Source organism: Rhizobium sp. PK7-22 (assembly GCF_056530405.1).
The window spans coordinates 567014-585784 of sequence record NZ_CP096513.1 but is presented as its reverse complement, the minus strand read 5'-3'; the positions used below and the strand labels follow the sequence as shown (position 1 = coordinate 585784).

Here is an 18771-nt window from a genome sequence, read left to right as displayed (position 1 = left end):
ACGAGTGTTGGTTCGGCAGAGAGTGAATGACGCTAGAAGGCATCTACGGGACGGAATGCATCACAGGCGGCCGATGGGGGATGGCTCCGACAGGGGCAGCTCACATAGCACCAAGGACCAAAGCACCGACGACACCGAACGTCGCCAGGCTGACGCGGTCCTTCAGGGCAAATACAACTGGATCATCGTGCATCATCCCGCGATGCGCCAGCATCAACACCCTGCCGATCCAACAGGCCAGGAAGGGCGCAACCAGCCACAGAACATCTGGTCGGGTATAGAGCGACTGGACATCGTCGCTGGCGATGTAGAGTAAGAACAGAGTGAGGGCATTGAGTCCCGCTGCGGCCGCCAATGCGCCGACCATTCCCGCGTCGGCGTTACGATAGCCCCGGTTCTTGGAGTCCGGCAGTCGGGCCTCCTCTCGGGCGATGAGCTCAACGTAGCGCTTGACCAGTGCCAGCGACAGAAACCAGCTCATCATGAAGGCCAGTAGCCACGGTGAGACTGCGACGGACAAGGCGACCGCGCCAGCGATGATCCGGGTGGTGTAAAGGCCTGCGAGGACTACTACGTCCAGGATCATCTTCCGCTTTAGGAAGAAGGAATAGGCGGTGGTTAAGATGAGATACCCAGCCAAGACTGCTAGGAACGGCAGCGAAACGAAAGCGGCGACTGCAAACGCCACGATAAGAAGCAGCGGAATTGCAAAAAGTGCGTGAAACAGAAGAATCTCGCCGCAGGCGAGAGGCCGACGACACTTGGTGCGATGCGCGCGATCGTCTTGCAGATCGACCAGGTCATTCAGCAGGTAAACGCCCGATGCACATAACGAGAAGGCAAGAACTGCTAATAGCGTTGGCATCATGCTCGCCCAAGAGAAAAGATGGTTCGCGAGAAGTGGTACGAAAATCAAAGCATTCTTTGCGTATTGATGGACCCGCAACAGGCGCGCCCAACTGCGCCACGAAGGACGGTCGTGCGCAAGATGCTCCACGTCTCGACAGTCGGCCGACAGCTGCCGGCCCACCCGCGCCGGTGTACGGATGGCGTAGGCCTTGGCGGCGCGGCGCCAGGTGGGCAGGTCCGCCACGTCGTTTCCGATGTAGTCAAAGCCACCATCGCCGAACGCGGCCACCAAAATTTCAGCCTTGATCTCGCCGGCACAGTTTGTGCCGGCATCGGTGGCGAACCAGCCGGTGAAGAGGCCAAGATGATCAGAAACAGCCTCGACGAACCGAGAATGGCTTGCCGAGGCAATGTACACAGGGCGGCCCTCTTCAGACGCTTGTCGAACTATTTTGAGCACCTGCGGATCATATGGAAGCATCGCCGGATCGAGTTCCACGGTCTGCGAGAGCATGTGCTTGAGACTTGCGTTCCGGTGACCCAGAGCGCGGATCATGGAAAGGATGGAATGTGGCCGGCGGCCTAGCTCGCAGAAGGCGCACTCGCTCAATAGGTCGGACCGTATCAAGGTGCCATTCAGGGCCACAACGAGCGGACGATCAGTGTGGCTCTCCACATTCCCGCGCGTCGCGCGAACCGCGTCGGCTGCCGGCTGCCGCCACGATGCTGCGGTGGCGGCTCCCAAAAGCGCCTCCACCGCTCAATGAACCTCGGGTGTTCCATTTATGCGTCCCCGTTGATGTTGAAGTCCACCGTTGGCCTTCCGTTTCGTCTGCCGAGTGAAATCGCGCAACCTGACGCAGGCGGGCAACCGACGGCATCTCGTCTTTCTGAGTTGTGTTCCGACGGCTATTTTTGCCGGCTGCGGCTGAACCTCTGGAAATGCCATTCAACATTATCTGGCACGTACCCGAGGCGCCGGCTCTTGACGCCGAGATAGCGGTGACCCTGCGTTGCCGGGGTCATTGCATAGAGGTCAGCCATGAAATAATCGAAATCCCGCCACCGCGGCTCGACAGGAAGACCTGACGCGAGCATGCGCTTGTGCTGCCCCTTCAGAAATTTCGCTTTGTCCATGTTTCCTAATTTAGGTAGCTCAAATTTCCATCCAAGATGATTAGCCTCATTTTGCCTCATCCATCTGAGCGGTGTGACCGCATGTGCGGCAAAGAGTCCGAACGCCCGCCGACCTCACGGGTCGACGAGCTTTGTTCGCAAGTACTGACCCGGTGGTTGGGCTAAGAGGTCATCGGCGGCATCGGCTTCTTTGGCGTGCTGTGGAGCCGCGGATCGAGCTGAGCAAGCTCGGTCACCTCTTCGCCAAGCGGCTGCGGATCGGCAAGATACTTGAACTGGCCCTTGCCGTCCGGCGTCGGTCCTTCAGCCCAACGGCCTTCGCGGCTTTGTGTACCTTCCGAGCAATTCCAGAACTGATAGGCGACCTCGGACATCTCCTTGTCCTGCGGGAAGCTCATCGGCGCCGGCGTCTGCTCAAGCCCGTCTTCCTCCAGCTCCTGGATAGCCGCCAGCCACTGGTTCTGGTGCATGGTGTCGCGGGCGATCAGGAACGACAGCATGTCGCGAACGCCCGGATCATCCGTCATCTCGTAAAGACGGCAAACCTGCAGGCGGCCCTGGGACTCGGCCGTCACGTTGAAGCGGAAATCCGCCAGCAGGTTGCCTGAAGAGATGGTGTAGCGGGCGTTCCAGGGATACCCGACGCTGTCCGTGGGTGTTGCGCCCATCCCCGCCACGATGGCGTGCTGGGGGTTCATGCCGCCGACGATCACGTCTTCCACACGTGCACCGCCCATCACCGCACCAATAATGGAGTCCTTGGCCGCGTCTTCGCGCACTTCCACCGGCGAGCTCTCCAGAAGCCGGGCGATCATCGTCGCCAGCATCTCGACGTGGGCAATCTCCTCGGTTCCGATGTCGAGAATCATGTCGCGGTACTTGGCCGGTGCCCTGCAGTTCCATCCCTGGAACAGGTAGGTCATCATCACGCTGATCTCGCCCCACTGACCGCCCAGCACCTCCTGCAGTTTCTTGGCGTACACCGGATCTGGGGCGGAGGGGCGGGCATTGTACTGGAACTTATTCGTCCTGAAGAACATTGTCTTTCCTTCCTGTAGGTTGCGGACAGCACGCGAACCGGCACTACAACCGAATGTTCCTCGTAAACCTGCTTCGATAGATTTGGTTAACGCGATCACGCGAACAGCCAGGCGCTCCTCTGAGTTTAGTGCGATGGCATACTCTTTCAGTCGGAAGCGCGGAGAATGCGTCCTCCTCCTCCGCGTTCCCACCGCAACCGATAGCAAGAGCCATGACGCCGCCTACCTGCTCGATTCAGGAGGTTCCCCAACCCGTTCAGGCCTTGCCCGTGTTCCGCAGTCTCGCACCACCCGCGAGGGCTGCAGGCCTGTCTTTCCATCCTTTACCGTCAGTCCCTCGACCACTGGTTGCAGAAGCACCATTTCGCGTGCGATGACGCCTGAGCGGGTGTTGGGTCGATCTTTGATGGTCACGCGACAATGATCCGCTGAAGAAACGTTGCCGAACACGTCAGAACATTCCGATCTGCGCGCCGGTGCCTGGCTACGCTTCAGGTGAATCCCGCAGATCTTGAGCGCCAGAGGTTCGCACCGCGGCGCACCCCAAGATCAGGCACTCAGATGGGATCATGGTTGGCGCCATGATCCTGGAACTGTTCCGTCTGAACCGTTTTGCTATCCAGTCCCCGTTCCAGGGAGTGTTGTGCCTTGTCGCGATTTGACAGGACCATATTTTCGGGAAGGATCCCCTCCGGCAGCTCAGTCATCGCGCCGGTGCCGTCACCTTTGCCGTGGCTCCCCGATCCCATATGTTTCCGGTTTGCATTTGCCATGTTGAACTCCTTCGTTACGGCCATAATACTCTCGGATCAGCGCAGCGTTCCAGCTGGTGATCCCATCCATTAATTCGTCAGTGATCGTGGCTTGTGAGAAGCCCGGCGTCGTTCGCCGCTGCAACGAACGCGTCGCGAACCGCCTGGGCGGGCGTCCCCCTTTTTAGGAAGACCAAGCATTGCCGACGCGCCATGTAGTAGCTGCCTGCCCGCGCCCCAGACCAGCGGTTGGCCAGCAAGTTCAGCGCATCGGCGGGGGAGCAGACACGCTCGTTGCTATGGCGCCCCGTCGTCACGAGGACCGGACGGTCCCACACGCCCCAACGAGGGTCATTTCTGTTTTCAAACCTGCGGGGCATTAAGGCCATGCCATTGCTCCTTTTGATTATCAAATCGTGGTTGATGAGAAGGTGGGCAAGCAGGGCCTTCTCCGTCTATCAGGAAGGCTTCGACGCAGGCCCGCCTGAATGCTTCTCGTGCGCTTTCGCAATGCGCATGCGTTTCGACTGCACCACGGCAAAGTTCCTGCGCGGCCAGATAGTGTGGACCTCGCTCCTCCGGCCATCGATAGAGAAGTTGCTCCAGCGCCTGCCCAGGGCCACGGATCGCTTCACATGGGCCCTACCCCAATCGGATCCAAACGGGTCTCTTCCACCATGCCTCGTCGCGCGCTGCCAAAGTCTTATATGTCATTGTCGGTGGCCTCCTTCAGCCAGTCCACAACCACGTTTGCCTCGTGCGGTTCCGGCTCCGTACGGTGGCTGACTTTCGTTCCTCAGTCGCTGGCTGCCCGTAGGCTGCCACCCAGAACAGCTCCTACTCCCCGCGTACGGAGACATAGAACAATCCTGTTCTCCTTCTATATCGGGCCGTTCCACTTCAGGCCTCTCCCAGGGGAGTGGAAGCCGGGCTGGTCCGAGATCATGGCGTTGCAAGAAGAAATGCAGCACCTGGAAATCCGATTAGTCATTCGGGCAGCCGGTGCCTTGCCTTCGGCTATGGGCATTCCGGCAGTTCAGGCGCTCGCACCTGGGCCGCTCCATCAGGAGCACCGTCCGGGCATGAAGGACAAAAACGTCGGTGGCATTTCGAAGCTCGTTCTTTTCCTGAGAATGAGCTTTATTGAGCTGAGCAGGATTTCTACGATGTCCCCCTCTTGCGACGCCGGGGATGATTACGAAATCGCTCGAGTAGAAGGGTGCGGTTCTGGCGCGCCTGCGAACTCGCTTCGGCGCGGCATTCTCAAACCTCCCGCAGTTCCCCGGTGAGGGAATGATAGGTCACGATCGTAGGCTCCCCGTCGCCCATAGCCCGCACGAGATCCCCAGGCTTCATCGGTGGGCATTGGAGCAACGTCTGGGCGCGAGCATCTCAGCCGCGTCATGGATGTGCTTCCCCGCGTCCGCTGCTTTCAGCTCCTTCGATAAACGCCTGCCTCCAACGCAGCCGACACAAAAGCTTCTCGTGCTTCTTCGCAGCGCGCACGCTTTAGCAGGACCGCCAGGCGTTTCCCTCTGGCTGCGTCAAAATGCTTGCCGCTATCGCAGGGCCACCGATAGGTCAGGAAGTTCAAAGCCTCCTCGGGACCGAGGATCTCTTCTTCGGCGCCGTCCTTTGAGTGGCAGACGTGCCCAGTCAGGGTTGTTTATGAATTTTTCCATTGCCAGTCGGCCAGAGCAAGGCGCCTCATGAAATGTGCCATGCCCATTCCTCCAAACCGTTTTATCAGCTTGCGGCCTGTTGTGCCGTCGCGTTCAGCGTCTTCTCGGCAAGCGCAGTCAGCAATTCGTCAGTCTTGGTTTCCTCTTGCAAGGTCGCTTCCAACAGTGCCGCCGCATCATCCATACCCAAAGCTGTGGCCCAGGTTCTCAAGGTTCCGTAGCGGGTAATCTCATAATGTTCTACCGCCTGAGCTGCCGCCAAAAGACCAGCATCCAGCGCTGGCGACCCCTTGAAGTCTTCCATGACTTCCTGGGCCTCGTCGAGAATGCCCTCAATCGCCGGGCAGGTCTTGCCGCGCGCCCGCTTGCCGATTAGCTCGAACACCTCCTGCAGTCGCTCGACCTGTCCTTCTGTTTCTTCGCGGTGCTTTTCGAAAGCCGACTTGAGTTCGTCACTCTGAGCGCCGCGCGCCATCCGACGCAAGCCGGTGATGATCTTGCGTTCTGCGTAGTAGATGTCTTTCAAGGTTTCGTAGAAGAGATCCTCGAGGGTTTTATTGGCCATTGTCATGTCCTCCATCGATTTGCCGCCTGCAAACACACTGTGGCAACACAAGTTCCAGTCTGACTGCCAGAACACGCGGTCTGCAGAACTCTCGTGCTGGGCATGCCCGGATTGACACCTGCTATTTCAAGAACAAGATGATCCTTGAAGATAACCAGATCCTGCGCGACATAGATGGCATCAAGCATCTTCCCTGCGTGATCATTCAGGGTGGGCACGACATGAATGCCACTCCAACTGCCTACCAAGTTCAAAAGGCATGGCCGCACTCGGTCTTGAAGATGGTGCCCGACGCTGGCCATCCCCCATGGAGACGGGCACCTTGACTCACCTCATCGATGCGACAGAGCACTTCAAGCACCACAGAGGGTTCCGGTCTGTCTTCTGATGACCTGATCTGCTGCGTCGACGGAATGTAAGTCCATGGCGGCACTTCACAAGATTTGAGGAGGCGTTGCCGTCCAGAGCCGCTGGGCCTGCGGGCCAGTCTCATGAGAGCGGCACCGGAGTTCGCTGGATATTGGGGGGCCGGTAGACGTCTCGCCCACCCATTGATGCAAACCCAAGCGCATCAGCCGCGGTGGCCCCGGTGTGCAAGTGGCATCTGTGCGCCACCGCACCCTCCCAAGCTGGAACCTCCACATATCAGGCTGGTTGGACCTCTGCATGAGGAAGAACATGCTGGGGGGTCAATTCTGTCCGGCAGCTTCAGGAGGTGTCATAAAAATGGAACGCTACGACGGACGAGAAACCTGTTCGGCTTCGCGCGTCGAAGGCCGTCGCTCACCGGCTGAAGCAGTGGCGGACGGATCACTCGTGCTGCACCCACCATGCAAAGGGGTCGGACATGATTGCGCCCCAGGACGAAGCACAAGTGGATTGTGGCTGGGGATGACTGCTGTTTGCCCAGACATTTGACCAGCCGGCGCGGCTGGCGGCGGCTCTGCCCCAGGAGGCACGCGAGCATCGAGATATCGCGATCTACGTGGGTGATCCGCATGTCCTGCTTTCGGCAGCCCCTCAAGACATTTTTCTTGATCCTTCGCACACCTACCGACTGCACCTTTCCACTTACCGCGGCAGCCGCAGACAGGCGCAAGGGTTCCGCGTGCGCCGCCTCTCCTCCAGGTCAGACGCTTGTGCGACTAACCGAATCTACAGTACGCGAGGGATGGGTACCGGTTTGGCCCGACTTCTTCTGGGGCAATAGGGACAACCGGGCGGTGACCTATTTGGTCGCGCAGGACGAGGCGACCGGCGAGGTGTTGGGAACCGTGACCGGTATCGACCATCACAGGGTCTTCAACGGCCCAGAACGTGGATCCTCGCTCTGGTGCCTTGCGGTAGATCCACAGGCACGTCATCCAGGATAGGTGAGACCTTGGTGCGGCGGCTTGCGGAACACTTCATGACACGCGGGGCGGGGTTCATGGACCTGTCGGTCTTACATGATAACCATTACGCTGTCGCACTGTACGAGAAACTCCAGTTCCGTCGGATTCCAGCTTTCGCCGTGAGCGGAAGAACTCATTCACGAACGCCTCTATTCCGCTCCGCTAGAGGAATATGGCGCGCTCAACCCCTATGCCCGACTGATCGTCGATGAAGCGCGGCGTCGCGGTGTGCAGGTCGACATTACCGATGCCGAAGGTGGTTTCTTTCGACTATCGGCAGGAGGACGTTCGGTGCACTGCCGCGAAAGCCTGTCGGAACTAACCTCCGGAGTGGCCGTGTCCATCTGCGACGACAAAGCAGTTACGCGTCGCGTGGTCGAGCGGGCCGGGCTCGTGTTCCAGCGCAGATCACGGCAACGGATGACGAGGCGCTCTCAAATTTTCTTAACCAGCATAGGCGCGTCGTCGTGAAGCCCGCCCGAGGTGAGCAGGGTCGCGCCGTTGCTGTGGGTCTTGACGAACTGGATGCCGTCAAACAGGCCATTGTCGAAGCAAAGACGGTCTGCGGCCGCGTGCTTGTCGAGCACTGCTTTGAAGGTGAGGATCTTCGTTTGGTTGTTATCGAATTTAAGTTGGTGGCTGCCGCCGTTCGACGTCCTCCGCGGGTTTCGGGCGACGGACGCAGTACAATCCGCAGCCTCATTGAGGCGCAGTCCCGGCGCCGTTCCGCTGCAACTGGAGGAGAGAGCAAGATCCCGATCGACAGCGAGACTGAGCGGTGTCTCAAGCTCAGCAATCTGAGGCTTGACGATGTGCTTGCGAAAGGACGGGAGGTGGTCGTGCGCAAGGCCGCCAACCTCAACACCGGGGGTACGATCCACGATGTCACCGAGATCGTCCATCCTCGTCTGGTGGACGCGGCAATCACCGCGGCTCGTGCCATCAATATACCCGTGGTCGGGATCGACTTTATGGTGAAGAATCCCACCGAACCAGACTACGTGTTCATCGAGGCCAATGAGCGTCCGGGATTAGCCAATCATGAGCCGCAGCCAACGGCAGAAAGGTTCCTGGATCTTGTGTTCCCGATGTCGGGAAGCCGGGCAGCCAGCTTCGCGCTCGGAAGGATCTGACTTGAAAGTTCCAGTCCCCTTCCTGCTAACGGTGGAAATTAAGGGTGGGGCCGGTCATGATCCTTCTCCCCCGGTTTAGAGCGTCGGGCTGGCAAGATCACGTTTGGTAACGAAGGGGAGCGCCAGGCCCGATGTTTCTTCCCAGCGACCAGGTGGGGGCGGAAGTCCTGCACAGAAGGTCTCGAGGCAAAACCCGAAGCTACCTTCGGGCCAAATTTGATTGCTGCAGCCCCAGCTTCCGCCGTCAGCCTGCGTCCGGGCGCGGGGAACAGCTTCGAGTTTCGGAAGTTCGGCCGGGAGAAGGAATGCCTAGATGCAACTCAAGATGCTCATAAGTTCAGTGCTGCTTGCCTCGGTAACATCGGTGGCGGCTGAGGAAGGCCTGGAACCGTTTTCCGGCAGCTGGAGGGGAAACGGCGAGTACGTCCGCTTGAACGGTAACCGGGTCAACGTCAAGTGCAGCCTGGAGACTAACGCACGCGCCGCCTCCTTGAACATGAACGGGCGTTGTACCGCTCTCGTTTTCATAACCCAGGACCTGTCGGCCACCATCGAAGCCGAAGGTAATTCGATCTCCGGGCGCTATTCAGGCCCTGAGGGTGTCGGAGCCGTGATCGGTGAACGTGCTGCAAAGACGCTTGATCTCACAGTCAACTGGGAGGAGCCAGTTCGGGGAGACCAATCTTCCGAGATGAAAATCGAATTGATCGGCGACAATCAGCTGAGGCTCAGGACATTCGATCTGGATCCTGAGAGCGATTCCGTAACTGCGGTCACGGACCTGGATCTTTACAGACAGTAGCGTTCGCGGCCGGACGAGTCTGATAAGCCTACGCCGCTAGCGTGGAACGAACGAAGCCATCGAATGACGGGCATCCTCGTCGCAAGGGTTGTAACCACTGTCCAGGTACTTCCTCAGGTCTATTGGGACGTGTCCTCCGAAATCGGAATGGTTGAGGAAAATTGCAGCGGCGACGGTCATCGTCGCGATGTACCTGCCATTTTCATCGGATATTTCAATGCCTCGAGGAAGCTCGGGAAATAGCTGCCGGTGCGAAGCTTCGGAATGCGCAGTTCGACGGTGCCCGCCCGCGTCTCCCAGTCCCGGTCGCGATAGCCGTTACGCTGGGCCAATCGGAAGCCATTCTTCTCGCCGTAGCCCGCGCCGGCGCCTCTCGGCAAATGTTCCGTCTCGTACAGACCACTCCAGTGGCTGGGACCGCTGCAACTATCGGGACGGCGGAATGTTTGAACATCGGCCATGGAGGCCTCCCCAACTGCCCGCCGCACCGGCGGGTTTTTTTTGGCCCCCTCTAGGCCAGGTGAGTGGCTGCTTTCGGCGATTTCTGGGGCGTTTTTGTACAGGCCTTACAAGGGTGTGTTGCTGACCGTCGCCTTAATCCACCGTGGTCGCCTATCGCACGGGACCAGGCGAGATCGGTTTTCCGATCGCTACTAACGGTACCGTCGTTCAGCCGGGCGATCTAATCCTGGGCGATCTTGACGCGGTCGTCTGCGTTCCAAAAAGAGGACGCGATCCGAATTCGCGACGTCGGTCAAGAAGCATGAAGCCAAAGCGAGGCAGATGGTCGAGACCAAGTCGGAACGGTGAACCGACAATGGGTGGATAAGGTCCTCCATGGTGCTGGCTGTGAATTTGTTGGATAAGCTGCTGGTTATGAGGAGGCGACGTCTACAGACCATCCCTCGTCTGGGGCGCTGGCACTTGCTCATCACGAACAGTTTAGCGTGACCCTCCTTCCGGTTGCTGCTTAAAAGAGGATCCAGCCCGGATTGCCGGGGTGGTGTTGGTCGCATTGATCGGCCAACTCTGGTTTCACCAGAAGCTGGACCTGGCGGCCGTCATGCATTTCGATCTTTGTAAGCTTAGCCATCTGCCGAGCCCTCCGTGGTGGCGAGCAGGCCGCGATGACGGTGGCACATTTCGCAGTCGTCGGTAGTGCAGGCATCCACCTGCTCTTGAAGGGCTGCCCGAAGGCTGATGACTTCATTTCGGCGGCGAGCGTGCGCTCCAGCATTGTGCCGACGTATGCGCGGGCTTCGGGTAGCTCTGCCCTTCAATGCCGGCTTCATTCAACGCTGCCACAAGCGGATAAAGCAGACAAGCCCATGATTGAGAATGACGGCCCCAGACGATATTCCGGAAACGTCGATACTTCGATGACGCCGGAGGAAGAGATAAACGATCCTCCCTCCAGCGTTACGATCACGTCGTACTGGCCGATCGCCAGGAACAGCTCGTCGGCATTGGTCAGCGCACCGAAAACCGTGAGATCCGCACCGCGAAAGTCCGAGGTAATGGCAATCTCGCTCGTGGATGTGCCGATTTCCAGCCCCTCCTGAACGGTCGAGGCCGTGCCGAAGGGAACTTGCGCCGCGGCGGGAGCGGCGGCAAGCAGAGTGGCGGCAAGCAGGAGGCGCAGGCGGTTCCACCTACTTTGCCGTTGCGTCAGGTCGACCTGCTTTGCCCCGGCGAGGGGTCAGCGCCAGGTGATTGATGCCCACCCCGATGCTGTTGAGCGACGGCGCCTCGATTCCCGACGGGGTGCACACCGTGCATGCCTATCTCTTCAAGGGCGGGGAACTGATCTTCGAGCGGGAACTGCCGCTGAGGGTGGTCAAGACGGGCCTGGAGCAGGCGATCACCGATGCAGCCCATAACCAGCCGGTGCTCTACGGTCTCTTCTGCGTGCTCATCGCGGTCATCACCGGCTGGGGCGCCAGCGTGATCTTCCGCAAGGACTGACTAGCGAGGTTAGGACGCTACGGAGACTTTCCACGGGGATCTGAATGCCGAGCCCGGCAAGAAGAGCGTGTTTCAGGCGCATTTGATCCTCCCTTTGAAACGATCGAGGACCTCCATCCCCGTAACACAGGCACTAATATATTAGTTTCGCAGTGTCAACGGCTGCGCTATATACGGCGGACAGAGGATCACAATGACGATACCGACACATCGAGAACTCTCCCCGATTTCAGCACCGCCGGCCAGTGGTGCCGCGATCCGCAGGACGTCGACATCGCATCAGCTCTACGAGCAACTGCGCGAGCGCATCATTGCGCTCGAGCTGCCTCCGGCTCTGCAGTTGTCACGCAACGAGCTGGCTGAGGCCTATGGGGTCAGCCAGACGCCCGTGCGCGATGCGCTTCAGATGCTGGAGAAGGAGGGATTGGTGGTGGTCTACCCTCAATCGAAGACGGAGGTAACCCGGATCGACCTGCGCCATGCGCGCGAAACGCAGTTCCTGCGCATGGCGCTCGAGCTTGAGGTCGTACGGGCTCTGACGAGGGAGCCCGCCCATCCTGCCATTGATCAAGCAGCGCGCCTGGTGCAGTTGCAGGAGACCGCTGTCAATATCGACGAGGACCTTGAGCGGTTTGCTCTTCTCGACAGGCAGTTCCACCGCTTGATGTTTGAAGCGGCCGGCGTCCCCGACCTATGGACGCTCGTCCAGTCGCGCTCCGGACATATCGATCGGCTGCGCAAGCTCAACCTTATGGATCCGGGCAAGGCCGCAACCATTCTCGCCGCCCACCGCGAGATTGTCACGCACCTTCAGGCGCAAGACCTTTCGTGTGCCCAGGAGGCGGTACGCCGGCATCTTTCCGGCACGCTGGCAAAGGTCGACGAAAACCAGCGAGCTCATCCGCAGTTTTTCTGACGCTTCTGTGGCGGCTTTGCGCCGACATTTCGGTCGTAGAGCGGTTCGCTCGCGCTCCTGAGAGCAGTCAGTCTGCTTCGCCAGTGGCCGGGTTTTCGGCGGAAAGATCCATCCCAGGCAGGGCACAGATCATCCATCCACGTTTGGTGGCTTCCGAACGGTCATATGCTGGCGCCGAATCTCAGCGCTAGTGCATGATGTTTGCCAGGAAACGCTTGGTGCTAACATGCGCAGGAGCATCAAAAAATGCTGCAGGTTCATTCACCTCAACAATCCGACCCTCCTCCATGAAGACAACCCGATCTGCGACCTTGCGGGCAAATCCCATCTCGTGGGTGACCACAATCATCGTCATGCCCTCCTCGGCAAGCGTGACCATCGTGTCGAGCACCTCCTTCACCATCTCCGGATCGAGCCCCGAGGTGGGTTCGTCGAAGAGCATGATCTTCGGCGTCATGCAAAGCGCCCTGGCAATCGCCACGCGCTGCTGCTGCCCTCCGGACAACTGGCCGGGGTATTTGTCCGCCTGTTCCGGAATGCGCACTTTCCCGAGGAAATGCATGGCCATGTCCTCGGCGTCCCGTCGCCGCTTACCGCGTGACAGGATCTGGGGCAGGGCACAGTTCTCCTTGACCGTCAGGTGCGGGAAGAGATTGAAGTGCTGGAACACCATGCCGACCTCGCGCCGGATCGCGTCGAGGTTCTTGACGCTGTCGCCGAGCGAGATGCCGTTGACGGAAATGCTTCCCCGCTGGTGTTCCTCCAGCCGGTTGATGCAACGGATCAGCGTCGACTTGCCCGAGCCCGATGGCCCGCAGACGACGATGCGCTCTCCCGTCGCGACCTTAAGGTCTATGTTTTTCAGCACGTGGAAGCTGCCGTACCATTTGTCGAGGGCTGCGACTTCAATGGCGTTCGGGTCATGGGCGGTCATCGGTAGCTCCGGGATTGCACACGAGTTTCGAGCCAGCGGCTGTAGTTCGATATGCCAAAGCAGATCAGGAAGTAGATCAGGGCGACGAAGACGTAGCTCTCGACATAGGGCGCGGGCCACATCGGATCGGTGGCGGCGACGCGGGCAGCGCTCAGCATGTCGAAGACGCCGACGATGAGGACGAGACTGGTATTCTTGACCATCACGATTGCCGTGTTGGTCAAAGGTGGAATGACCTTCTGGAGCGCCTGCGGCAGGACGATGTGCCACACGGCCTTCCATCCGGGGATTCCCAGAGCCTTGGCGGCCTCGATCTGGCCGGCGGGGACACCCTGCAGGCCGCCGCGGATCACCTCGGCAAGATAGGCGGCGGCAAAGACCGTCAGCGCCGCCAGCGTGCGACCGAGCTTGTCGATCGACCAGCCGGCCGGCAGAAGCAGCGGCAGCAAGATGGAAGCCACGAACAGCAGCCCCACCAGCGGCAGGCCGCGGACCAGCTCGATGGTCATCAGGGACAGCATGCGCGGGATCGGTAGAGACGAGCGTCTTCCCAGCGCCAGAAGTACGGCGAAGGGGAAGCCGAGCCCGAGCGACAGCAACGCGAGCAGCAGCGTCACCGGCAGTCCGCCCCAGCTCGAGGTCGGTACCGGCGTCATTCCGAGGACGCCGCCCCACATCAGGGTGAGCATGACGGCGACGGATGCAATCCAGGTTACGATCAGTCTCTGGCCCCAGAGCCTTGGGGACAGGGAGGCGAGGATCATCGCCAGGATGAGCCCCATGACCAGAAGCGGGCGCCATTGCTCGTCCGGCGGGTAGACGCCGAAGATGATGAAGCGGAACTTTGCCGCGATGAAGGCCCAGCAGGCACCGCCGTCGCGGCAGGTAGAGGGGTCGTCGGTGGCCCACACCGCGTCCAGGACGGCCCAGTTCAGAGCCGGGATCATCAGGATCAGCAGGAAGCCGGTGGAGACGGTCAGGATCGACGCCACCAGGTCGCCGAAGAAGAGCTGCAGGATCGGCTTGCGCGGTGGTCTTGGCGGAGCGGACGGGGCGATGTGGGCAACCGCCGGGGCGATGTTGATCACGGTCATCGTGCCTCCACCAATGCGACATGCGCGTTGTACCAGTTCATGAACAGCGAAACGGCGATGCTGATGGTCAGGAAGATGCCGAGCAGCAGCCCGATGCTTTCGATCGCCTGGCCGGTTTGGTTGATCACTGTCCCGACGACGAGACCGAGCTCGGGGTATCCGACAGCGAGCGCGAGCGTGGTGTTCTTGACGGTCGACAAATACTGCGACGTCATCGGGGGAATGATGATCCGCAGTGCCTGCGGGATGATGATCTTGGTCAGTGTATGCCGTTCCGACAGCCCGATCGCGCGTCCCGCCTCCCATTGCCCGATCGAAACGGCGTCGATGCCGCCGCGGATGATCTCGCCGATGAAGGCGGAGGTGTAGATCACCAGGCCGAGCATGAGTGCGGCGAATTCCGGCGAAAGGCGCAGCCCGCCCGTGAAGTTGAAGCCGCGCATTTCGGGAAAGCTGACCACGGCATTTGGCTGGAGAAGCAGCGCCGCGCCGAGGCCAACGGCCGCCGTCAGCCCCAAGAGCGCCAGGATGGGATGGCGGTCATACCATCGACCGGTTGCGACCACGTGGTGGCGCAGACGCCAGGCGCCCCAGGTCACGACGATGACGAGGCAGATCACGGCCCAGGCTAACGCATCCAGTTCCAGTGCGGGAATATAGAAGCCTCTTAGCGACAGAAAGACGCCGGGCAGGGGATTGTAGGCCTCGCGCGGCGCGGGCAGCGCGGTGGTCGCCAGCGCATACCAGAACAGCAAATGGACGATCAGCGGCATGTTGCGCATCGTCGTCACGAACACGCCGGCGACGCCGGATGTCAGCGGGTGCTTCGAGCGCCGTGCCAGTCCGACGAGCAGGCCGAGCGCCGTCGACAGCAAGATCGCAAGGACCGAGATCGCCAGCGTGTTGCCGACGCCCGTGACATAGGCCCAGAGGAAACTGTCGGAGGGATCGTAGGGCAGGACGCTTTCGGAGATCGGGAAATTGGCCTGGCGCCACAGGAAGTCGAAGCCCACCCTGATCCCGCGGGCATCGAGGTTCGTGACGGTGTTGTTCACAAGCCAGAGGAGGAGGGCGGCAAAGCCGCCCAGCAGAAGGATCTGCCCGCTCCAGCTTCGGAACCGTCTGTTATCGAGAACAGCGGAAATCATTATGGGCTCCAGGGGCTACTGGAAGGCCATGGGGAACAGCAGTCCGCCATCGGAAAACAGCCTGTTGGGACCGCGCTCGATCTTCAGCGCACTGCCGGCACCCAGATTGCGGTCGAACATCTCGCCGTAGTTGCCGAGCTGCTTGACGATGTTGTAGGCGAACTTGTCGTCGAGACCGAGCGCCTTGCCGTTGCCGGGTTCGACGCCGAGGAAGCGCTTCACCCGCGGGTCGTCGGAGGTCATCATCTCGTCGATGTTGGCCTGGGTGATGCCGTAGAGTTCCGCATTGAGCAGCGCCTGGATTGACCAGTTCACGATGTCCATCCAGTTGTCGTCGCCGTGGCGCACCGCCGGCGTCAGGGCATCCATGTATTTTGTCGCCGGGAAGATCACGTAGTCGTCGGGATTGTCGGACTGGGTGGCGCGGACGGACGCAAGGGCGGCTGCATCGGTGATGAGGGCATCGCATCGGCCGGAGAAGAAGGCCTGACGGGTGGCGGCGACATTGTCGAACACGACCGGATTCAGCTGGAGGTTCAGCCTGGTGGACACATCGTTGACGACGACCTCCGTCGTGGAACCGGTCTGCACGCAGACGGACGCCCCCGTCATGTCCTCCACCTTCGTCACGCCGGATGCCTTGGCGACCATGAAGCCCGTGAACTCGTAGTAGGTGGGGGTGGTGAAGTTGATGCCGTTCGCGTCACGCTGCAGCGTCCATGTGAGGGTCCGCGGCAGGATGTCGATCTCGCCGGTCTGCAGTGCCGGAATGCGCTGCTGGCCGCTCAAGGGGACGAACTCGACCTTGTCCTTGTCGCCGAAGATCGCGACGGCGACGGCGCGGCAGGTCTCGACATCGAGGCCGGTCCAATAGCCCTTGTCGTCCGGCGAGCCGAAGCCGACGGTGCCCTGGCTTGCGCCGCAGACGATGCGGCCTCTCTCCTTGACCTTGTCGAGGGTCGGGCCGGCATAAGCCGCGCTGGCGGAGAGTGCGGTGGCGAGCGCCGCAAGGCCGAGTTTCCAATTTGTCATGTTCGTCGTTCCCTTTTTTATTGGTTTGGTGGGTGATGTCGTTCAGGCCGTCTTCGCCATGGTGGGCGCTGTCGCGATCGCCGCGACGATCGGCTCGAGGTCTGCCCAGAGGTCGGCCTCGTCCTCAAGGCCGATGTTGATCCTCAGGATCGTGCCTGAATGGGCGTCCGGATCGGTCGCACGGGTGATGGTCATCGGCGCAAGAAGGCTGTGGGTGCCGCCCCAGGATGCGCCGATCGAGAAGGTCTTGGCCGCCGTCAAGAGGTCGGGAAGGGCCGCCTCGGCGTGTGGGGGAATGACCAGGCTGAAGACGCCGCTCGCGCCGGCAAAGTCGCGCTGGAAGAACGCGTGGCCGGCGGCTGCGGGGAGGGCGGGGTGCAGCACCAGTTGCGGCTCTACCCGGTCCGCAATCTTTGTGGCGAAGTCCAGGGCAACTCGGCCGGAATGGGCCATGCGGACGCCCATGGTTTCCATGCCGCGTAGTGCCAGCGCGCAGTCGTCCGGCGAGACACCCATGCCGATCATGCGCATGGTGTCCTTCAGCTTCTTGTGGAGCGCGATGTCCTTGACCGCGATCGATCCCATCAAGAGGTCGGAATGGCCACCGACATATTTCGTCAGCGCCATAGACGAGAAGTCCATGTCGTGGGCCAGCGGCTTGAAATAGAGGGGCGTCGCCCAGGTGTTGTCGCAGCCGGTCAGGACGCCGCGGGATTTCGCCGTCGCGACGATGGCGGGAATGTCCTGGATCTCCATCGTCGTAGAGCCGGGCGATTCCGTCCAGATGAGCCTGACGGTGTCGTCGATGAGGCTGGCGATGCCCGAGCCAATCATGGGATCGTAGATGCGGTAAAAGATGCCGCGCGGCTTCAGATAGTTCTCGCAGAAGCCCGCGACCGGCGGATAGGCGCTGTCCGGGATGAGGACCGTGTCGCCGGGCATCAGTACCGACAGAAAGACGACGGTGATGGCGGCCTGGCCCGATGGCACCAGGACCGTACGAAGACCCTGTTCCAACGCGGTGATCGACGCCTCGAGCGTCCGCGACGTCGGCGTACCGTGGAGCCCATAGGTGTAGCCGTCGGGGCCGCGCTTGGACCGGTTGGCATAGGCTTCCGCACTGTTGAAGACGATGGTGGAGGCGCGGTAGGTGGGCGTGGCGAGGCTAGCGAAGCCTTCATGGGAGACTTCAGGTCGTTTAACGCAGAGCGTCCGGTCGTGCATCGTATGTCCTCGTTCCGATTTCGAAGGAAAACGTGCCATAGGGATGGTAGAAGGACAATTGACGAGAACGTCTAGGTCTATGCGTAAACCTTATGGGAGGGGCCGATGAATTTCCGGCAGATCGAGGCCTTCCGGGCCGTCATCATCACGGGGACGGCCTCGAGAGCGGCGGAACTCATGGGCGTCACGCAGCCTGCCGTCAGTCGGCTGATCGGGGAGCTGGAAGCGACGGTCGGCTTTCCGTTGTTCGACCGCGTGAAGGGCAGGCTGGTGCCGACGCCCGAGGCGGACATCTTCTACCGCGACGTGGAAACGAGCTTTCGCGGTCTCGACAGGCTGCGTTCGTCGGCAGCCCGTATCCGCGACTTCGGTTCCGGCCACATCCGGGTCGCCAGCCTCGCCGCGACAGGCTCGACCATCGTTCCCCGCGCCGTGCGCCGGTTCCGGGAGGTCTTTCCGTCCGCCATCGTAACGCTGAGCATCATGAGTTCAGCTTCCGTCCGAAATCATATCGTCGACGGGGAGTTCGATCTCGGGTTGGCTGCGGACGAAGTCGATCTCTCCGGCGTCGAGCACCAGGTGTTCGGGAGCTTTCCAGCGCTGTGCGCCATTCCACCCGGACATCCGCTTGCGGCGAAGAAGGTGATCCGTCCGGAAGATCTCCACGGCGTCGAATATGTCGCGCTATCGCCGGAAGACCGGGCGAGACTGCAACTGGATCAACTGTGCCTGGATGCTGGCGCCAAGCCGAACCTTGTCATCGAGACGCCGTTTGCCATCACCGCCTGCGCGCTGGCGCTGGAGGGAGTGGGGGTCGGGATCGTCAACCCGCTGGCGGTGGACGGTTTTTCCGAGCGCGGCCTGATCCTGCGGCCGTTCGAGCCGGCTGTCTACTTCAAGAGCTATCTGTTGTTTCGGCCCGACATGCAGAAGGCAAGGCTGGTGAGGGCGTTCGTCTCGGCACTGATGGAGGTGCGCAACATCCGCCATCCGGTGCCGGTCGGCTAGGTTGTCCGGTCCAGGCCATCTCGCCACACGGACCTCGGCTTGAAAATTATCTGGCAGCGGTCTGCCTCGGCTCAAGAAGCTGCCTGCTCCACCTCG

Annotated in this window: 18 protein-coding genes and 4 pseudogenes; 6 read left to right on the top strand and 16 right to left on the bottom strand. The window is 60.7% G+C overall.

The features are described from left to right. Positions 1–100 precede the first annotated feature (100 nt). The 6 genes from M1E10_RS02900 to M1E10_RS02875 form a co-directional block, all read right to left on the bottom strand. The gene (locus tag M1E10_RS02900; RefSeq protein ID WP_499173453.1) at positions 101–1525 is read right to left on the bottom strand and encodes a UbiA family prenyltransferase; all 1425 of its coding nucleotides are present in this window, start codon (positions 1523–1525) and stop codon (positions 101–103) included. 233 nt (positions 1526–1758) lie between these two features. Further along, positions 1759–1986, bottom strand: coding sequence for a hypothetical protein (locus M1E10_RS02895; protein ID WP_499172632.1), 228 nt, complete (start codon positions 1984–1986; stop codon positions 1759–1761). A 161-nt stretch (positions 1987–2147) separates the two neighbouring features. After that, positions 2148–3026 carry a manganese catalase family protein gene (locus M1E10_RS02890; RefSeq protein WP_499172631.1) on the bottom strand — a complete coding sequence of 293 codons (879 nt, stop codon included), beginning with the start codon at positions 3024–3026 and terminating at the stop codon, positions 2148–2150. A gap of 557 nt (positions 3027–3583) precedes the next feature. After that, entirely contained in the window at positions 3584–3799 is a 216-nt protein-coding gene (locus tag M1E10_RS02885) for a hypothetical protein (RefSeq protein ID WP_499172630.1), read from the bottom strand. A 77-nt stretch (positions 3800–3876) separates the two neighbouring features. Beyond that, entirely contained in the window at positions 3877–4158 is a 282-nt protein-coding gene (locus tag M1E10_RS02880) for a DUF982 domain-containing protein (protein ID WP_499173452.1), read from the bottom strand. Continuing rightward, positions 4142–4405 carry a DUF982 domain-containing protein gene (locus M1E10_RS02875; protein ID WP_499173451.1) on the bottom strand — a complete coding sequence of 88 codons (264 nt, stop codon included), beginning with the start codon at positions 4403–4405 and terminating at the stop codon, positions 4142–4144. The genes M1E10_RS02880 and M1E10_RS02875 overlap by 17 nt, the downstream gene beginning before the upstream one ends. 317 nt (positions 4406–4722) lie before the next feature. On the opposite strand from M1E10_RS02875, the gene M1E10_RS02870 reads away from it, so the two are divergent. Further along, positions 4723–5067 (top strand): hypothetical protein, encoded by a 345-nt coding sequence (locus tag M1E10_RS02870; protein WP_499172628.1) that lies wholly within the window; start codon positions 4723–4725, stop codon positions 5065–5067. A 143-nt stretch (positions 5068–5210) separates the two neighbouring features. Here M1E10_RS02870 and M1E10_RS02865 read toward each other — a convergent pair whose 3' ends face one another. Together M1E10_RS02865 and M1E10_RS02860 are read right to left on the bottom strand one after the other, a co-directional pair. Continuing rightward, positions 5211–5438 (bottom strand): DUF982 domain-containing protein, encoded by a 228-nt coding sequence (locus M1E10_RS02865; protein WP_499173450.1) that lies wholly within the window; start codon positions 5436–5438, stop codon positions 5211–5213. 86 nt (positions 5439–5524) lie between these two features. Beyond that, on the bottom strand, positions 5525–6025 hold the full coding sequence (locus tag M1E10_RS02860) for a YciE/YciF ferroxidase family protein (RefSeq protein ID WP_499172627.1): 501 nt from the start codon (positions 6023–6025) through the stop codon (positions 5525–5527). An 895-nt stretch (positions 6026–6920) separates the two neighbouring features. Between M1E10_RS02860 and ngg the strand changes: the two are divergent. Continuing rightward, positions 6921–8552: pseudogene (gene ngg / locus M1E10_RS02855) on the top strand (N-acetylglutaminylglutamine synthetase). A gap of 313 nt (positions 8553–8865) precedes the next feature. Next, positions 8866–9354 (top strand): hypothetical protein, encoded by a 489-nt coding sequence (locus M1E10_RS02850; RefSeq protein ID WP_499172626.1) that lies wholly within the window; start codon positions 8866–8868, stop codon positions 9352–9354. Positions 9355–9566: 212 nt separating this feature from the next. Here the strand turns inward: M1E10_RS02850 and M1E10_RS02845 are convergent. The 3 genes and pseudogenes from M1E10_RS02845 to M1E10_RS02835 form a co-directional block, all read right to left on the bottom strand. After that, a pseudogene (locus M1E10_RS02845) lies at positions 9567–9719 on the bottom strand (transposase); the annotation flags it as partial. Between the two features lie 605 nt (positions 9720–10324). After that, the gene (locus tag M1E10_RS02840; RefSeq protein WP_499172624.1) at positions 10325–10447 is read right to left on the bottom strand and encodes a hypothetical protein; all 123 of its coding nucleotides are present in this window, start codon (positions 10445–10447) and stop codon (positions 10325–10327) included. A 315-nt stretch (positions 10448–10762) separates the two neighbouring features. After that, positions 10763–10972 (bottom strand): annotated as a pseudogene (locus tag M1E10_RS02835) (TIGR02186 family protein); the annotation flags it as partial. 128 nt (positions 10973–11100) lie between these two features. Here M1E10_RS02835 and M1E10_RS02830 point away from each other — a divergent pair. Continuing rightward, a pseudogene (locus M1E10_RS02830) lies at positions 11101–11319 on the top strand (TIGR02186 family protein); the annotation flags it as partial. 193 nt (positions 11320–11512) lie between these two features. Then, positions 11513–12235 carry a GntR family transcriptional regulator gene (locus tag M1E10_RS02825; RefSeq protein WP_499172623.1) on the top strand — a complete coding sequence of 241 codons (723 nt, stop codon included), beginning with the start codon at positions 11513–11515 and terminating at the stop codon, positions 12233–12235. Positions 12236–12422: 187 nt separating this feature from the next. Here the strand turns inward: M1E10_RS02825 and M1E10_RS02820 are convergent, their stop codons facing one another. The 5 genes from M1E10_RS02820 to M1E10_RS02800 are packed head-to-tail and all read right to left on the bottom strand — an operon-like array spanning position 12423 to position 17667. Continuing rightward, on the bottom strand, positions 12423–13169 hold the full coding sequence (locus M1E10_RS02820; protein ID WP_499172621.1) for an amino acid ABC transporter ATP-binding protein: 747 nt from the start codon (positions 13167–13169) through the stop codon (positions 12423–12425). Continuing rightward, complete coding sequence (locus M1E10_RS02815; RefSeq protein WP_499172619.1) at positions 13166–14263, bottom strand: amino acid ABC transporter permease; 1098 nt, start codon at positions 14261–14263, stop codon at positions 13166–13168. The genes M1E10_RS02820 and M1E10_RS02815 overlap by 4 nt, the downstream gene beginning before the upstream one ends. Further along, positions 14260–15411 (bottom strand): amino acid ABC transporter permease, encoded by a 1152-nt coding sequence (locus tag M1E10_RS02810; RefSeq protein WP_499172618.1) that lies wholly within the window; start codon positions 15409–15411, stop codon positions 14260–14262. The genes M1E10_RS02815 and M1E10_RS02810 overlap by 4 nt, the downstream gene beginning before the upstream one ends. Positions 15412–15426: 15 nt before the next feature. After that, the gene (locus tag M1E10_RS02805) at positions 15427–16443 is read right to left on the bottom strand and encodes an amino acid ABC transporter substrate-binding protein (protein WP_499172617.1); all 1017 of its coding nucleotides are present in this window, start codon (positions 16441–16443) and stop codon (positions 15427–15429) included. A 42-nt stretch (positions 16444–16485) separates the two neighbouring features. Next, entirely contained in the window at positions 16486–17667 is a 1182-nt protein-coding gene (locus tag M1E10_RS02800) for a PLP-dependent aminotransferase family protein (protein WP_499172616.1), read from the bottom strand. Between the two features lie 105 nt (positions 17668–17772). On the opposite strand from M1E10_RS02800, the gene M1E10_RS02795 reads away from it, so the two are divergent. Next, complete coding sequence (locus M1E10_RS02795) at positions 17773–18675, top strand: LysR family transcriptional regulator (RefSeq protein ID WP_499172614.1); 903 nt, start codon at positions 17773–17775, stop codon at positions 18673–18675. Positions 18676–18771: the final 96 nt, after the last annotated feature.

What these genes read in the sequence shown, in the direction of transcription:
- M1E10_RS02895 (WP_499172632.1), bottom strand. Translation starts at nt 1,986, where the DNA reads ATGGACAAAGCGAAATTTCTGAAGGGGCAGCACAAGCGCATGCTCGCG.
- M1E10_RS02890 (WP_499172631.1), bottom strand. Translation starts at nt 3,026, where the DNA reads ATGTTCTTCAGGACGAATAAGTTCCAGTACAATGCCCGCCCCTCCGCC.
- M1E10_RS02885 (WP_499172630.1), bottom strand. Translation starts at nt 3,799, where the DNA reads ATGGCAAATGCAAACCGGAAACATATGGGATCGGGGAGCCACGGCAAA.
- M1E10_RS02880 (WP_499173452.1), bottom strand. Translation starts at nt 4,158, where the DNA reads ATGCCCCGCAGGTTTGAAAACAGAAATGACCCTCGTTGGGGCGTGTGG.
- M1E10_RS02870 (WP_499172628.1), top strand. Translation starts at nt 4,723, where the DNA reads ATGGCGTTGCAAGAAGAAATGCAGCACCTGGAAATCCGATTAGTCATT.
- M1E10_RS02860 (WP_499172627.1), bottom strand. Translation starts at nt 6,025, where the DNA reads ATGGCCAATAAAACCCTCGAGGATCTCTTCTACGAAACCTTGAAAGAC.
- M1E10_RS02850 (WP_499172626.1), top strand. Translation starts at nt 8,866, where the DNA reads ATGCAACTCAAGATGCTCATAAGTTCAGTGCTGCTTGCCTCGGTAACA.
- M1E10_RS02840 (WP_499172624.1), bottom strand. Translation starts at nt 10,447, where the DNA reads ATGGCTAAGCTTACAAAGATCGAAATGCATGACGGCCGCCAGGTCCAG.
- M1E10_RS02825 (WP_499172623.1), top strand. Translation starts at nt 11,513, where the DNA reads ATGACGATACCGACACATCGAGAACTCTCCCCGATTTCAGCACCGCCG.
- M1E10_RS02820 (WP_499172621.1), bottom strand. Translation starts at nt 13,169, where the DNA reads ATGACCGCCCATGACCCGAACGCCATTGAAGTCGCAGCCCTCGACAAA.
- M1E10_RS02815 (WP_499172619.1), bottom strand. Translation starts at nt 14,263, where the DNA reads ATGACCGTGATCAACATCGCCCCGGCGGTTGCCCACATCGCCCCGTCC.
- M1E10_RS02810 (WP_499172618.1), bottom strand. Translation starts at nt 15,411, where the DNA reads ATGATTTCCGCTGTTCTCGATAACAGACGGTTCCGAAGCTGGAGCGGG.
- M1E10_RS02805 (WP_499172617.1), bottom strand. Translation starts at nt 16,443, where the DNA reads ATGACAAATTGGAAACTCGGCCTTGCGGCGCTCGCCACCGCACTCTCC.
- M1E10_RS02800 (WP_499172616.1), bottom strand. Translation starts at nt 17,667, where the DNA reads ATGCACGACCGGACGCTCTGCGTTAAACGACCTGAAGTCTCCCATGAA.
- M1E10_RS02795 (WP_499172614.1), top strand. Translation starts at nt 17,773, where the DNA reads ATGAATTTCCGGCAGATCGAGGCCTTCCGGGCCGTCATCATCACGGGG.